The 14,844-nt window shown below is 64.8% G+C and carries 14 protein-coding genes and 2 tRNA genes; 4 read left to right on the top strand and 12 right to left on the bottom strand.

What is annotated here, in order from left to right; translation table 11 throughout:
- Positions 1–96: 96 nt before the first annotated feature.
- Together BLJ79_RS18330 and BLJ79_RS18325 are read left to right on the top strand one after the other, a co-directional pair.
- Entirely contained in the window at positions 97–348 is a 252-nt protein-coding gene (locus BLJ79_RS18330; RefSeq protein WP_071216224.1) for a cell division protein CrgA, read from the top strand.
- A gap of 234 nt (positions 349–582) precedes the next feature.
- Positions 583–1,089, top strand: a complete 507-nt coding sequence (locus BLJ79_RS18325) for a DUF3817 domain-containing protein (protein WP_071216223.1) — start codon at positions 583–585, stop codon at positions 1,087–1,089.
- 29 nt (positions 1,090–1,118) lie between these two features.
- Here BLJ79_RS18325 and BLJ79_RS18320 read toward each other — a convergent pair whose 3' ends face one another.
- A complete protein-coding gene (locus BLJ79_RS18320; protein WP_083411458.1) occupies positions 1,119–1,661 on the bottom strand; it encodes a DUF4442 domain-containing protein in 543 nt (180 codons plus the stop codon).
- Positions 1,662–1,714: 53 nt separating this feature from the next.
- On the bottom strand, positions 1,715–2,623 hold the full coding sequence (locus BLJ79_RS18315) for an ArgP/LysG family DNA-binding transcriptional regulator (protein ID WP_071216221.1): 909 nt from the start codon (positions 2,621–2,623) through the stop codon (positions 1,715–1,717).
- Positions 2,624–2,698: 75 nt separating this feature from the next.
- Between BLJ79_RS18315 and BLJ79_RS18310 the strand changes: the two genes are divergently transcribed.
- Complete coding sequence (locus BLJ79_RS18310) at positions 2,699–3,313, top strand: LysE/ArgO family amino acid transporter (RefSeq protein ID WP_071216220.1); 615 nt, start codon at positions 2,699–2,701, stop codon at positions 3,311–3,313.
- Positions 3,314–3,353: 40 nt separating this feature from the next.
- Here BLJ79_RS18310 and BLJ79_RS18305 read toward each other — a convergent pair whose 3' ends face one another.
- The 3 genes from BLJ79_RS18305 to BLJ79_RS18295 form a co-directional block, all read right to left on the bottom strand.
- Positions 3,354–4,319, bottom strand: a complete 966-nt coding sequence (locus BLJ79_RS18305; protein WP_071216219.1) for a GNAT family N-acetyltransferase — start codon at positions 4,317–4,319, stop codon at positions 3,354–3,356.
- Positions 4,320–4,898: 579 nt separating this feature from the next.
- Entirely contained in the window at positions 4,899–5,762 is an 864-nt protein-coding gene (locus tag BLJ79_RS18300; RefSeq protein WP_071216218.1) for a rhomboid family intramembrane serine protease, read from the bottom strand.
- Positions 5,763–6,024: 262 nt separating this feature from the next.
- Positions 6,025–6,570 (bottom strand): peptidylprolyl isomerase, encoded by a 546-nt coding sequence (locus BLJ79_RS18295; protein WP_071216217.1) that lies wholly within the window; start codon positions 6,568–6,570, stop codon positions 6,025–6,027.
- Between the two features lie 257 nt (positions 6,571–6,827).
- On the opposite strand from BLJ79_RS18295, the gene BLJ79_RS18290 reads away from it, so the two are divergent.
- Positions 6,828–7,736 carry a YtxH domain-containing protein gene (locus BLJ79_RS18290; protein WP_139194961.1) on the top strand — a complete coding sequence of 303 codons (909 nt, stop codon included), beginning with the start codon at positions 6,828–6,830 and terminating at the stop codon, positions 7,734–7,736.
- 103 nt (positions 7,737–7,839) lie between these two features.
- Here BLJ79_RS18290 and BLJ79_RS18285 read toward each other — a convergent pair whose 3' ends face one another.
- The 7 genes from BLJ79_RS18285 to gyrB form a co-directional block, all read right to left on the bottom strand.
- Positions 7,840–8,751: a DMT family transporter gene (locus BLJ79_RS18285; protein ID WP_071216215.1), complete on the bottom strand. Its 912-nt coding sequence runs from the start codon at positions 8,749–8,751 to the stop codon at positions 7,840–7,842.
- A 124-nt stretch (positions 8,752–8,875) separates the two neighbouring features.
- Positions 8,876–8,948: transfer RNA gene (locus BLJ79_RS18280), tRNA-Ala, on the bottom strand.
- 8 nt (positions 8,949–8,956) lie between these two features.
- Positions 8,957–9,073, bottom strand: coding sequence for a DLW-39 family protein (locus tag BLJ79_RS23590; RefSeq protein ID WP_209905891.1), 117 nt, complete (start codon positions 9,071–9,073; stop codon positions 8,957–8,959).
- A 41-nt stretch (positions 9,074–9,114) separates the two neighbouring features.
- Positions 9,115–9,188, bottom strand: a tRNA-Ile gene (locus BLJ79_RS18275).
- 122 nt (positions 9,189–9,310) lie between these two features.
- A complete protein-coding gene (locus tag BLJ79_RS18270; RefSeq protein WP_071216214.1) occupies positions 9,311–9,886 on the bottom strand; it encodes a DUF3566 domain-containing protein in 576 nt (191 codons plus the stop codon).
- Positions 9,883–12,573, bottom strand: a complete 2,691-nt coding sequence (gene gyrA / locus BLJ79_RS18265) for a DNA gyrase subunit A (RefSeq protein WP_071216213.1) — start codon at positions 12,571–12,573, stop codon at positions 9,883–9,885. Before gyrA ends, BLJ79_RS18270 begins: the two co-directional genes overlap by 4 nt.
- Before the next feature lie 60 nt (positions 12,574–12,633).
- Positions 12,634–14,727, bottom strand: a complete 2,094-nt coding sequence (gyrB, locus tag BLJ79_RS18260) for a DNA topoisomerase (ATP-hydrolyzing) subunit B (RefSeq protein WP_071216212.1) — start codon at positions 14,725–14,727, stop codon at positions 12,634–12,636.
- Positions 14,728–14,844: the final 117 nt, after the last annotated feature.

The raw sequence follows: 14,844 nt of genomic DNA, 5'->3' as shown, positions 1-14,844 counted from the left end.
GGGAAGCAGTTCCCTGACGACACACACTTACCTAGCCTACCGTTTCGACACGTGCCCGTTGGATCGTGCCGGCGGCAGAAGACCCAAGGAGCAGCAGTGCCTGAATCCAAGACCCGTCGGAAGAACCGCAAGCCACAGGGCGGCAGCGACACGGCGGCCTACGACAAGCCGATGCCCAAGTGGTACAAGCCGGTCATGTTCGGCCTGATGATCCTGGGACTCATCTGGATCATGGTCTACTACCTTGCCCAGACCGCGTTTCCGATCCCCGGCATCGGCGGTTGGAACATCGTGATCGGCTTCGGCATTGCCATGGTTGGTTTCTTCATGACCACGGGGTGGCGCTAGCACCCGGCCTTCGGGCCCGCAACGCAACCCACCACCCGACCACCGGCCGGTCCTAGAAGACACCGATGGCCTGTCCGCCCCGGGCCCTGCCGCAGGCGGCCGCGTTCCCTGTCCCGGGTTCCCTCCCCAGGGAACGCCGGCGGCTCCCGCGGGAATTTCCTTCCAAGGCCCGGCAACTTAGCCCCGCCGCGTGCGCCGTTCACGCCAACTTCCAGAAAGGCACGCCAAACACCCATGGTTCGCCACGATCTTGCCGGTACCCCCTCGGCCACTGCCACTTCCAAGCTTTCCCCGAAGCGCCTGTACGGCTTTCTGGCCGCCGCAGAAATGGTCACCTGGGCGTTGCTGATCATCGCCATGGTCATCAAGTACGGCGTGGGACCGGAAATCTACGTCCGCATCTTCGGCATGTTCCACGGCGTGGTGTTCATTGCCTACGGCCTGGTGACCATCTTCGTCTGGGCCAACGAGCGCTGGAGTGCCGGTCGCGGCATTCTTGGGCTGGCCTCCGCGGTCGTTCCCTTCGCCACCCTCCCCTTTGAGCGGGCGATGTTGCGACGCGGGTTGCTCAGCGACACGTGGCGCCTGGCCCCGGGCGGGGACACCCCGCGGGGCCCCATCGAGAAGATCCAGGCCCTTGCCCTGCGCCGCCCCTGGCTGGCGGCGGTGGCAGGCATCGTTCTGGTGGCCGCCATCACCGCGGTGTTGCTGTTCATCGGCCCTCCCGGCGGAGGGAACTAGCACCACTTCGATGGTGCACCGGGTACTGCTCAAGCGGTTTCCGGCGCCAGGTGCTTGGCACGTACATAGACTTCCTTGCGCACCGTCGCCACGATCCGGCCCGATTCGTCGAAGATGTCGACGGCGAACCATTTCGTGGCCTTCCCGTCCCTGGCCACCGCTTCCTTGAGCTGTTCCAACTGGGCCTGGCCCAGTTCAAAACGACATGCCAGGGTCCCGCTTCCGGGCTTTCGGAAATCGATCTCGCCGCTCTTGTCCCACACGATGTGTCCGGGACCGATGTTGTGCAGGATCATCATCATCCAAAACGGATCGGTCATGGCGAACAGTGATCCGCCGAAGTGGGTTCCGACGTAGTTCATGTTCCAGGGGCGTTGGCGCAAGACGACCGTCGCACTGCGCCAGTCGGCGGAGATGTGCTTGACCTTGATGCCGGCGCCCCAGAACGGCGGCCAGAGGGACATCCCGTGCCGCACCACCCGGGGGTTTCCCGCGATCCTTGGCACGGCCGTTGGCAGGGCGTTGAGGATCGAGGCCGCGGTCCTGGGCCTGGCGGTGTTCCGGCTGCTCATGGGCCCAGCCTAGCCGCGGAGGTTACCTGGCAGTAGCTTCTTTTGCCCCGGCCTTATGGCTCCCGGTCCAGCCCTGCGTCCCGGGCCGCTTCCAGGACCAGCGCCGTGAGCAGGTCCAGGGCCTTGGAGGGGACCTTCCACCGTTGCCAGTAGAGCCGCACCTCGCTGGTCCATGACGCGTGGAGGCTGACCAGCGAACCGTCGTCGGGTTCCTGGATCTCGGGAATCATGCCCCACCCCAGCGAGGCCGCCACCGAGGCAACATAGACGCGTGAGTCCGGGACAAAGTGCTCCACCGGCGCGACCGCGCGGGTGGAGCCAACGATCTTTCGGCGCAGCCCCCGTTGCAGGCCATCGGTGCGGTCGAAACTCACCATGGGCGCGGCCGCAAGTTCGGCGCGGTGGTCGTTCCCCGGCAGCCAGCGATCCCGGAATCCGGGGGTGGCCATCGCCCGGTAGCGCATGGCTCCCAGGTGCACCGAGGAGCATCCCTGGACCGGGGTGCTTTTGGTGGTCACCACGCCCATGACCTGGCCCGAACGAAGCAGCTCCGTGGAGTGTGCCTCGTCGTGCCGCAGGATCTCGCAGGTCATCAGTTCCTGGTCCGCCAAGCCCCGAAGCACCGGGACGAACCAGCTGGCCAGGGAATCGGCGTTCACGGCAATGCTGAGCTCGGTTCGGCGGGGAACATGGCCGTCGGCGGATTCAAGCCCGAGCGCCCGGTGCGCCTCGGTGGAAAGCATGTGGATCTCGCGCGCCAACCGGAGCAGGACGTCCCCGCTTCCGGTGGTGCGGATGGGTCGCGAGCGAATGAACAGCACGCTTCCGGCCTGCCTTTCCAGGGCCTTGAGCCGTTGGCTCACCGCGGAGGCCGTGATGTTCAGTTCCCTTGCCGCACGTTCCAGCGTTCCTGCTTCGATGACGGCCTTGAAGGTCTGCAGTTGTTCCGCGGGGAAGTCCATAGTTAGCGATCCTAATGGACACTAAGATTCTTTAGCTCGACACGTCTTTGGCGGAACGCCTAGTCTCGGTTGGTGATGTTCTTCCCCTTTGTATCCGGCCTGGCCACGGGCCTGTCGCTGATTGTTGCCATTGGCGCCCAGAACGCGTTTGTCTTGCGCCAGGGCATCCGACGTGAACATGTTCGCACGACGGTGTTGATTTGCCTGGTGTCCGATGCCCTGCTGATTTTCGCCGGAATTGCCGGGCTTGGCGCCCTGCTGGCGGTGGCCCCGTGGTTCATTTCCGTCGCCCGGGCCGGCGGGGCTGCATTCCTGCTTGCCTATGCCTACTTTGCGGCCCGCCGGGCCTTCAGCCCGCTGGGGATGGAAGCCAGCACCGCGGCGACCCCGACCCCGCGCCGCACCGTCGCCCTCACTGCCCTTGCCCTGACGTGGCTCAATCCCCATGTGTACCTGGATACCGTGATCCTGCTCGGCTCCATCGCCTCGGCCCAAGGCGAGACCGGGCGCTGGGTCTTCGGCACCGGCGCGGCCTTGGCCAGCGTGCTGTGGTTCACCGGACTGGGCTTCGGCGCGCGCTACCTGCGGGGGTTCTTCGCCAACCCGAGGTCCTGGCGGGTTCTCGATGCCGTCATCGCCACCCTGATGGCCGTGCTGGCCGTGTCGCTGTTGCTGCCGCTTCTGGGCTGATGGCCCGCAGGGCCCTGCCTTCCGCGGTGCCCGTGGTGTCTCAGAGCGCCGCGACGGCCTTTCGGTAGACCGTCCCACGGCGGACCACCTTGAAACCCAGCCGTTCGTAGAGCCCCAGGGCCCCCGTGGGGCTCTGGGCATCCACCGACAGGTCCACCTTGGTGAATCCGTCGCCGAAGGCCGCAGCGACCACCGTGGAGAGCGTCCATGCCGCATACCCGAGGCCCCGCGCGGCCCGCGCGGTGCCCACGCGGGATATGTACAGCTCCTTGCCAACCCATTCGGCGCCCAGCACGTGGCTGAGCGCGCGTGCCGGCCGGTCCTCTCCGTGCCCCTCGAGCAGGACCCGGGAATAGTTGGTCCTGAAAGAACGCGCACCCGTCATGGCCACCCACTCATCCGTGCTTTTGGGGGCCGAGCCCCAATGGTCGGCAAACGCCTCGTTGTCCAGGAGCCTGACGGCCTCGGCGATGCCGGGGGAGTATGGAACCAGCACGGTGTCCTCCGGGACGCTGGCCGGCCGTCGATGGGGCCGGAAATCTCCCGGCACCAGGGTCATGTCCTGAAAAAAGCGCGCCGGCTCATAACCGCGTGCCACCGCCATCGCTCCGGCACTGTGCCCCGGGGCGTTTCCCCACACGTCAATGGTGTAATCGACGCCCGGGTGCCGTTGGGCCATTTTTTCCCCGGCCCTGGCTTCAAGAACGTCCATGACCAAGGTTCCATGGCCTTGGCGCCGGTATTCGGGTGCGATTCCACCGCCAATGGAAACGCGTCCGCGTCCGTCGCGCAGCTGCTCCCCGAGCCGGAGCTGCCCGAACCCCACCATGGTGTCCTTGTCCCACAACCCGAGGGTGTCTCGTGCCGGATCGACGCCCGGCTCGTTGAGCTCCTCCAACAAATCTTCGGCTTCGTAGAATTCATCCGTATCGTCGACTGCCGCCAATTTGTTGGTCAGTTCGGTCCACGCACCGACGTGCTCGAGGTGGATCCAGTTCTGGTGCATCGAAGTTCTCCCGCGGTGTTGTGGATTCGCTCGGCGCGCTTGCACGCCAGCTGAAATCCAGCTTTCCAGTTTTCTGCCGTGCTGCACAGGTGGACGCGACCACGGAACCGGTCGAAACTTAGGAACATGCTGTGCACGAAGGTTATCCACAGGTGGGGATAAGGCTGTGGGTTTCGCCCCTTTTGCACCTACATCATCGTCCTGGCGCGGTTTCGACCATTGTGAATTACATGTGCGTAAGTTATTAACACTGTGGATAAGGAGTGTGGACAACGCGCCGGGGCGGGGCCGAGAACCCTCCCGCTTCCGCGTATTCACGCGGATTAGTTCATACTTTCGAAGATTACTCACGGCCGATGTTCGAACGGCGCAAAGCGACCCTGCACAGGTTGTGCACTAAGTTATCCACAGGTGTGGATGAAATTGTGCATATTCATTGAAAGCTGTCCAAAACCAGAGCGGACCGGCGTCAGCGCGGGCGCTGGAGCCGGTCCGTTGCAGGTGAATTACATGGTTGTGAGTTATTAACAGTGTGGATAACCCATGTGGACAACTTTTGTCCCGCTAGTGCCGATCTGGCTATCCAACTCGAACGTTGACGGCCCCGTACAAAGTCAAGGCCACCAGCAACAACACCAGCAAGGCGGTGCCTGCCCATTGCATGGCGGCCTGCCTGGGGCCCTTGGGCGAATAAGCCATGACGGCCGCCACTGCCGCGCCCAGGACCATCCCACCGACATGGGCTTCCCAGGCGATGCCCGGGAAAATGAAGCCGATGGCCAGGTTGATGACGATCAGGATGACGATCTGCATCGACTGGACGCCACGCGAACGCAAGAGCACGAACATTGCCGCGAACAGCCCAAAGACCGCACCCGAAGCGCCCAGGACCGGGACACGGGGATCCGTGATCAGCAGCACCGCAACGGATCCGCCCAACCCGGCCACCAGGTACAGGGCCAGGAAGCGCAGCCGTCCCAGCATCGGTTCGAGCACGCGTCCGCAGATGTACAGCGCGTACATGTTGAAGGCGATGTGCCCGATGAAGGAAGTGGAGTGGGCAAAGATCGAGGTGATCATCCGCCACGGCTCGGGCTCGAAGTATCCGCTGGTGTACAGTCCCGCGTAAACCAGGTGGTTGGTGAAGCTCGGGATCGTCATCTGCAGCGCGAAGACCACGGCATTGATGGCGATCAGCACATAGGTGACGATCGGCCGGCCGTCGGTGGCCTTGCCGCCGAAGACGGTCCGGGTGCCGGGGATCTGTTTGTTGGCTTCGCGCACGCAATCCACGCATTGGGTTCCGACCGCGGCAGTCACCTGGCATTCCGGACAGGCCGGGCGGGAGCACCGCTGGCAGGTGACATAGGAGATCCGGTCGGGATGCCTGGGGCAGACCGGGGCCTGTGCGGCCTGGTTCGGGTTGGACAGTCCATAAGACATGGAAATGACGCTCCTGTGTAAGTACGTTCATGGCCCCGATGGCACGGGGCCGGTCTTTGGTTCCCTTGGCTCGCACCCTGCGGGAGGGCCCCGGCGCCTGGCCGGTTGCGGACTTCACCTGCCCAAGGATGCAAAACGGCCCCATCCACCCACGCCGCCCACGTCATTCACTTTGCGACCGCGAGGTGAACAACAAACGGGCGGGGCGGTCGATGGGGCCGTCCACGATCAGCGGCGCACGAGATACGCCGGAACCACGTGCCTAGACTGCCGCGACGTCGATGCTGCTGATGACGACGTCTTCCAGCGGCTTGTCGCGGCCATCGGTCGGAACGACGTTCAGTGCGTCAACCAGCTTGCGCGAGGCCTCGTCGGTGACATCGCCGAAGATGGTGTGCTTGCCCTGCAGCCAGGTGGTCGGGATCGAGGTGATGAAGAACTGGGACCCGTTGGTGCCCTGGCCCATCTGGATGCCGGCGTTGGCCATGGCCAGCTTGTACGGTTCGCGGAAATCGAGCTCGGGGTTGATCTCGTCGTCGAAGCGGTAGCCCGGACCGCCGGTGCCCTGGCCCAGCGGGTCGCCGCCCTGGATCATGAAATCGGAGATGATGCGGTGGAAGATCGTGCCGTTGTACAACGGGGTGTTGACCTTTTCCTCACCGCTGCGCGGGTCGGTCCAGGTCTGTTCGCCGGTGGCCAGGCCAACGAAGTTCTTCACGGTCTTGGGGGCGTGGTTGCCAAAAAGGTTGACGACGATGTCGCCCAAGTTGGTGTGGATGGTGGCTGTGTGCGTTGGGATTGCAGTCATGCAGTCATTCTTCCATGAGCGCTTGAACCGCCGCTGCGAATGGCTACGCGTTCAGTGAACACGGCTACACGTTTGTATATATGCCGGGCAGGTAATGGCCGCAAGCCAAGTGGAGGTCGTAGGCTGGGACGAAGCATCCGAAACGATCAAAGGGGTTCACTGTGAAGTCAGAACGTATTGCTCGAGACTTTGGTGAAAGTGTTGCCACCGGCGCCGAACAGGCCTTGGATTGGGCAGCGCCAAAGGTGGACACGGCAGTGAAGTGGGCCGTTCCGCGCATTGAAAAAGGCATCGAGACCGCAACCCCGAAGATCCAAGAGGGATTGAACTGGGCTGCCCACGAGCTGTCCGAGACCGTTGCCAAGGTCAGCCCCCTGCTCCAGGAATCCCTTGAAAAGGTGGGCCCGCGGCTCTCCGCAGCCATTGACGAGGCCACCCCGAGGGTCCAGAAGGCCGTTGACCGCGCCACCCCGGCATTGAACGAGGCCATCGAGAAGGCAGCGCCCGCGCTCAGCCACGCCCGCGATGTCGTCCTAAACGAATACCTGCCGACCGCCAACGAAAAGATCGGCCAGGCGGCCGAATTCACCACACGCAAGCTGGAGCAGGCCAAGTCCTCCGAGACGCTGCACCAGGTCGCCGACAAGCTCACGCCCAGTGCCGAAACGGTCCAGCGTCTCCATGACACGGCAAATGCAGCAGCCCAGACCGTCAGCAAGGAGATTGAAAAGGTGCAGAAGCCCGCGAAGAAGAAAAAGGGCTGGCTCGTCGTTGCCGTCATTGCCGCGGCCGGTGCCGCAGCCGTAGCCGCCTGGCGCGCGTCCAAGCCCATCGACGACCCATGGAAGACCCCGGCACCGGTGGAACCGACCACCGTCCGTGCCAGCGGACCGGTGGATGTCCCGGCAAGCGTCGAGGAGGTCCGCGAGGAAGTGGCAGCGTCAGCAGCTCAGGCCAAGGCCAATGTCGCCGAGGCAACCGAGGCCGCCAAGGATACGGTGGCCGAGGCCAAGGAGAAGCTCTCCGAGAAGGCCGAGGAATTGTCCGAGGCTGCCACCACCGCCAAGCACAAAGCCGAGGCCGCCGCCGACACCGGCAAGGCCGCCGCCGACGAGGCAGCCAACGGGGATTCCTCGCCGAAGCCGGGGCCTCGCGCCAAGAAGTAACCCGTCTTCGTGGGGTCGTACACCGATGCCATGGGAACAAGAACCAACCACAGGGCAGCACGTGCCCCGTGAGCAGCCTCCGGGAACCCGGGGGAGCCTCGGGTCAGGTGTTGCCCTGTTCCTTTGCCAGCGGCACGGTGCTGGCCGCGGCACGGGCCTGGGCGTGGCCCTGCCCCCTCACCACGAAGAACAACCCCGCAAGAATGACGACCAGCCCCGCGACGGTGCCCGCCGGCAGGACCTGTCCTAGGAACAACGCCGCCAGCAGCGCGGCACCGGGGATCTCCAACAAGATCAAGGTTGACACCGTCAGCGGCCCGAGCGAAGTCAGCAAGTGGTTCAGGGCCGTGTGCCCCAGGACCTGGGAGCACAACGCCAACGCCAGGATGCCGATCCATCCATTCAGGCCGAATCCCCATACTGGGGCGCCCGTCAGCAGGCACATCACCAGTAGCAGCACCGAGGTCATTCCGTAACAGATGGTCGTGTAGGAACTGGTGCTCATCGTGGCACGGGCCTTGGACCCGGCAAGCGTGTAGGAGGCGGCCAGGATCCCGCCGATGAGCGCCAGGCCGTCGCCGATCAGCGCCTCGGTCCCCGACCCGATGTCGAACCCGGTGATCACCACGACCCCGGCGAAGGCCAGCAGCACGCCCACACCCACGCGCCAGCCGTACTTGGTTCCGCGCAGCGACTGGAAGATGGCGATCCATGCGGCCTGCAGGCACACCAGCGCCGTGGACGCAGCCACCGTGGTCATACGGATCGAGGTCATGAAAAAGGCGAAGTGCAGGGCCAGCGAGAGTGCCGCCAGGGCGGTCCACCCCCATTCCTGGCGCCGCAGCCGGCCAAAGGTGCGGCGCTCGTTCACCAGCGCCGGAACAGCCATGACGGCCGTGCCCACGGCATTGCGCCACAGGGCCATTGAAAGCGCGGGGACGGCGGGAAACGCGGCTATGAGCGGCCCCGACGCGGCAACGCCCAGGACGCCCACGAGAGCCAGTAGAAAGGTCACCCAACCACTCTATGGGGTTTGGCGATCCCTCCTTGAAAGAGCGGTGGGACGGCAGTCCCAAAAAGGGAGGACCGAACTTAAAGCGAAAAGGCCCGGAACTTTCGTTCCGGACCTTTTCCTTCGGTGGAGACTAGGGGGGTCGAACCCCTGACCTGAAGCTTGCAAAGCTACCGCTCTACCAACTGAGCTAAGTCCCCGTATGAATTCAGTTTACCTTATCGGTACCCTGACTCCAGGTGGCCTTTTCGGCCGACGATTCCTTGTATTTCCGATAACCAATAATGCCTGCGGCTACTGCCACCAACACCAGAAATTTCCGCATGGGATTTTTCCTTTCACCTACCGGTCGGACGAGGGAATCCGTGGGCGTACCTGGACTTGAACCAGGGACCTCTTCGTTATCAGCGAAGCGCTCTAACCGCCTGAGCTATACGCCCTCTTTGTTCCCGCTGGGAACGAGATAAAACTTTACCCGAGAAATGGCCAAAGAAACAAATCGGCCCTCGAGGCACCCTTCACAAGGGGCCCCGAGAACCGATTCTTGGCGTGTTTCCGCGAATTAATCGTCGGTCAGGGTCACACCGATGCCGCCAACCAGGGTCGAAGAGAGGTTGTAGAGCACCGCGGCGAGCATCGAGAGCGCCGTGAGCAATACCACATTCACCACGGCGATGATGGTGGCGAACGAGGCAACCTGCCCGAGGGACGCGATCTTCATCAGGTCGAAGCCTCCTTCGGTGCCGACGATCTCGCCGACCAGGCCGTTGATCGACGCGAAGATCCCGGTCAAATCGAGCACCGACCAGAAGACCACGGAAGCGACGACGGTCACGATGCCCAGGGCCACCGACAGCAGGAACGCCATCTTCAGCACCGACCAGGGGTCGACCTTGGAAATGAGCAGGCGGGCCTTGCGGACCTTGGCCTTGGGGGCCGGGCGAACCAGCTGCTGCGGGCGCGGAGCCCCGGGGCGGGGAGCGCCTGCGGGGCGCTGCTGCGCACCTGCGGGGCGCGGGGCCGTGCCCGGTCGCGGCGCTCCTGCGGGACGCTGGGCGCCTACGGGTGCCTGCCGTGGCGGTGCCGGACGGGTACCACCAGTGCCGCCCGCCGGGCGGGGCGTATTCGGGGTGCTCACGCGTTACCTCCGTCGTTGGTGGCCTCGTCGTCATGCCCAAGGTTTTCCTCGGTTCCCGCAGGGTTTTCATCACCCGGCAGGGCCTCGGAGGCCGTTTCTTGTGTCTTTTCCGCGTTCAACGGTACTGCATCTTCCTCGGGATTCTCTCCGAGGCCGCGCTCGGTGTTCTTCGCCACGGCGATGATCCGGTCCTTCTTGTCCGGCTTGGCAAAGATCACGCCCATGGTGTCGCGGCCCTTGGCCGGAACCTGCGAAACGTCGGAACGGACGACCTTGCCGCCCTCCATGACCACCAGAACCTCGTCCTCATCATTGACAATCAGTGCGCCGACCAGGTCGCCGCGGTCCTCGGCGAGCTTGGCGACCTTGATGCCGATGCCGCCGCGGGACTGCACGCGGTATTCGTCCACGGAGGTGCGCTTGGCGTAGCCGCCCTCGGTGACGACAAACACATAGGAATCCTCGGAAACCACGTCCGCGGCGAGCAATTCGTCCTCGTTGCGGAACTTCATGCCGGTCACACYGCTGGTGGCGCGGCCCATCGGGCGCAGTGCCTCGTCGGTGGCGGTGAAGCGGACCGACTGGCCCTTGCGCGAGACCAGCATCAGGTCGTCGGTCTCGGAGATCAGCTGCGCGGAGACGAGTTCGTCGCCCTCGCGCAGGTTGATCGCGATGACCCCGGCGGTGCGGTTGGTGTCGTAGTCGGTCAGGCGGGTCTTCTTGACCAGGCCGTTGCGGGTGGCGAGCACCAGGTACGGGGCATCCTCGTAGCTGCGCAGGTCAAGGACCTGGGCAATGTGCTCGTCGGGCTGGAAGGCCATCACGTTGGCAACGTGCTGGCCCTTGGCGTCGCGACCGGCCTCGGCCAGCTCGTAGCACTTGGTGCGGTACACGCGGCCGTGGTTGGTGAAGAACAGCAGCCAGTTGTGCGTGGTGGTGACGAAGAAGTGCTCCACCACGTCGTCACCGCGCAGCTGCGCGCCCTTGATGCCCTTGCCGCCGCGGTGCTGCGAGCGGTAGTTGTCGCTCCGGGTGCGCTTGACGTAGCCGCCGCGGGTGATGGTGACGACCATTTCCTCCTCGGGGATCAGGTCCTCGACGCTCATGTCGCCGTCGTAGCCCATCAGCACCTTGGTGCGGCGGTCGTCGCCGTGCTTGTCCACGATCTCGGCAAGTTCCTCGGAGATGATGGTGCGCTGGCGCTGCGGGTCGGCCAGGATCGCCTGGTATTCGGCGATTTCCATTTCGAGCTCGTTGTGGCGGTCCTGGATCTTCTGGCGTTCCAGGGCGGCCAGGCGGCGCAGCTGCATGTCCAGGATGGCCCGGGCCTGCAGCTCGTCGATGGACAGCAGTTCCATCAACCCGTCGCGCGCGGCCTCGGTGGTGTTGGAGCGGCGGATCAGCGCGATGACCTCGTCCAGCGCGTCCAGGGCCTTGAGCAGGCCGCGCAGGATGTGCGCCTCCTCCTCGGCCTTGCGCAGCCGGTAGGCGGTGCGTCGGGCGATGACTTCCATCTGGTGGTTGACCCAGTGGCGGATGAACGCATCGATGGACAGCGTGCGCGGCACCCCGTCGACGATCGCGAGCATGTTCGCGGAGAAGTTGGACTGCAGCTCGGTGTGCTTGTAGAGGTTGTTCAGCACGACCTTGGCCACGGCATCGCGCTTGAGCACAATGACCAGGCGCTGGCCGGTGCGCCCCGAGGTTTCGTCGCGCAGGTCCGCGATGCCGGAGACCTTGCCGTCCTTGACCAGTTCGGCGATCTTCACCGCGAGGTTGTCCGGGTTGGCCTGGTAGGGCAGCTCGGTGACGACCAGGCAGGTGCGGCCCTGGAGTTCCTCCACGGAGACCACGGCGCGCATGGTGATGGAGCCGCGGCCGGTGCGGTAGGCATCCGCGATGCCCTTGGTGCCCAGGATCATCGCACCGGTGGGGAAGTCCGGGCCCTTGACGCGCAGCATCAATTCCTCGAGCAGCTCCTCGCGGGAGGCTTCGGGGTTCTCCAGGTACCACTGCACGCCGGTGGCGACCTCGCGCAGGTTGTGCGGCGGGATGTTGGTGGCCATGCCCACGGCGATGCCGGAGGAGCCGTTGACCAACAGGTTCGGGAAACGCGCCGGCAGGATGGTCGGTTCCTGGTTCTTGCCGTCGTAGTTGTCCTGGAAGTCAACGGTGTCCTCGTTGATGTCCCGGACCATCTCCATGGCCAACTGGGCCATCTTGGTTTCGGTGTAACGCGGCGCGGCGGCCCCGTCGTTGCCCGGGGAGCCGAAGTTGCCCTGGCCCAGGGCCAGCGGGTAGCGCATGGTCCAGTCCTGGATCAGGCGGACCAGGGCGTCGTAGATCGCGGTGTCGCCGTGCGGGTGGTACTGGCCCATGACCTCGCCGACCACGCGGGCGCACTTGTTGTAGGAGCGGTCCGGGCGGTAGCCGCCGTCGTACATCGCGTAGATCACGCGGCGGTGCACGGGCTTCAGGCCGTCGCGCACGTCCGGCAGCGCACGCCCCACGATGACCGCCATGGCGTAGTCAAGGTAGGAGCGCTGCATCTCGGTCTGCAGGTCGATCTGGTCGATCTTGTCGTGGCCGGTCCGGACCTCCACGGCGTCGTCGATCACCGCACCCTCGAGGGGTTCGCCGGTGCCTGAGGTGTTGTCCTGCGGGTTTTCGGGAGTCTGATCGCTCATCGATTTCTTCCTCTAGTCAAAAAGTCTGTGTCTGAAACGCGTGTCGGCGGCGGGGCTGGACTAGATGTCCAGGAAGCGCACGTCCTTGGCGTTTTGCTGGATGAAGTTTCGACGCGATTCGACGTCCTCGCCCATCAGCACGGAGAAGATCTGGTCGGCGGCGGCGGCGTCGTCCATGGTGATCTGGCGCAGCGTGCGGTGCTCGGGATCCATGGTGGTGTCCCAGAGTTCCGAGTAGTCCATCTCGCCCAGGCCCTTGTAGCGCTGGATGCCGTTGTCCTTGGGCAGGCGCTTGGCCTTCGCGGCGCCGGTGGCCAGCGCGTCGTCGCGTTCCTTGTCCGAGTACACGTATTCGTGCGGGGAGTTGGACCACTTGATGCGGTACAGCGGCGGCATCGCCAGGTACACGTAGCCGTTTTCGATCAGCGGGCGCATGAAGCGGAAGAGCAGCGTCAGCAGCAGCGTGGTGATGTGCTGGCCGTCGACGTCGGCATCGGCCATCAGCACGATCTTGTGGTAGCGCAGCTTGGCCATGTCGAATTCCTCGCCGATGCCGGTGCCGAAGGCGGTGATCATGGCCTGGACCTCCGCGTTGCCCAGGGCGCGGTCGAGGCGGGCGCGCTCGACGTTCAGGATCTTGCCGCGCAGCGGCAGGATGGCCTGGGTGTGCGGGTTGCGTCCGCGCTTGGCCGAGCCGCCTGCGGAGTCGCCCTCCACGATGAACACCTCGCACTCGGCGGGGTTCTTCGAGGAGCAGTCCGAGAGCTTGCCGGGCATGCCGAAGGATTCCAGCGGGGACTTCCGGCGCGCGTTGTCGCGGGCCTTGCGCGCGGCCAGGCGGGCCTGGGAGGCGAGCTGGGCCTTGCGGATGATGTCGCGGGCGGTGTTCGGGTTGCGCTCGAGCCAGTCGCCGAGTTCGTCGTTGACCACGCCCTGGACGAAGCCCTTGGCCATCGAGTTGCCCAGCTTGGTCTTGGTCTGGCCCTCGAACTGCGGTTCGGCAAGCTTGACGGAGATGACGGCTGTCAGGCCCTCGCGGATGTCGTCGCCGGTGAGGTTCTCGTCCTTTTCGCGCAGGATCGTCTTCTCGCGCGCGTAGCGGTTGATCAGCGAGGTCATCGCGGCGCGGAAGCCCTCTTCGTGGGTGCCGCCCTCGTGGGTGTTGATGGTGTTGGCGTAGGTGTGGACCGACTCGGAGTACGAGTTGGTCCACTGCATGGCGACCTCGACGCTGATGCCCTTGGAGGTGTCCTCGGATTCGAAGGCGATGACGTCCTCGTGGACGAGCTCGACCTTCTTGGAGGAGTTCAGGTGCTTGACGTAGTCCAGCAGCCCGTCCTTGTAGAGGTAGTCCACCACGCGGTGCTTCGGTGCGGCGTCGTTGGCTTCGTCCTCGTCGGTGGCGATCTCGTCGCCGTCCTCGGCCAGCACGCGCTCGTCGGTGAGGGTGATGCGCAGGCCCTTGTTCAGGAAGGCCATCTGCTGGAAGCGGGCGCGCAGGGTCTCGAAGTCGAAGTCGATGGTGTCGAAGATCGAGGCGTCCGGGTAGAACGTCTGGATGGTGCCGGTGGCCTCGGTGGCCTCGCCCTCGATGAGGGTGCCCTGGGGCTTGCCGCCGTCCGCGAAGGACATGCGCCAGACATGGCCCTGGCGGCGGATCTCGGTGTCCACGCGCGAGGAGAGGGCGTTGACGACGGAGATGCCCACGCCGTGCAGGCCGCCGGAGACCGCGTAGCCGCCGCCGCCGAACTTGCCGCCGGCGTGCAGGATGGTCATGACGACCTCGACGGTGGGCTTGCCCTCGGTGGGGTGGATGTCCACGGGGATGCCGCGGCCGTTGTCTTCCACGCGGACGCCGCCGTCTTCGCGCAGGGCGATCTGGATGTGGTCGCAGTGCCCGGCCAGGGCCTCGTCGACGGAGTTGTCCACGACTTCGTAGACCAGGTGGTGCAGGCCGCGCGCCGAGGTGGAACCGATGTACATGCCGGGGCGCTTGCGCACCGCTTCGAGGCCCTCAAGAACCGTGATGTCCTGGGCGCCGTAGGTGTGTTCCACCCTCCCGTTGACATGCTCTTCCGCCGGCGGGGCAGCGGGGGATTCGTCGACCTGGACGGAATCGATTGGTTCCTGGGGTGTGGTGTTATCGGTAGACACAGGTGCTACAGACTCCTCAAACAGTGGAAGGCCGAACACCGAAGGTGCCCGATCATGAACCAGCGTCTTGTCGCACTGACAAAACGCCTGTACCAATTCTACCGCGTATCGCCAAAA

Source organism: Arthrobacter sp. UCD-GKA (assembly GCF_001863355.1).
In the GTDB taxonomy this organism is placed as follows: Bacteria; Actinomycetota; Actinomycetes; order Actinomycetales; family Micrococcaceae; genus Paeniglutamicibacter.
Note: the sequence above shows the minus strand (reverse complement) of the source record. Positions and strands in the feature narration are given on the sequence as shown.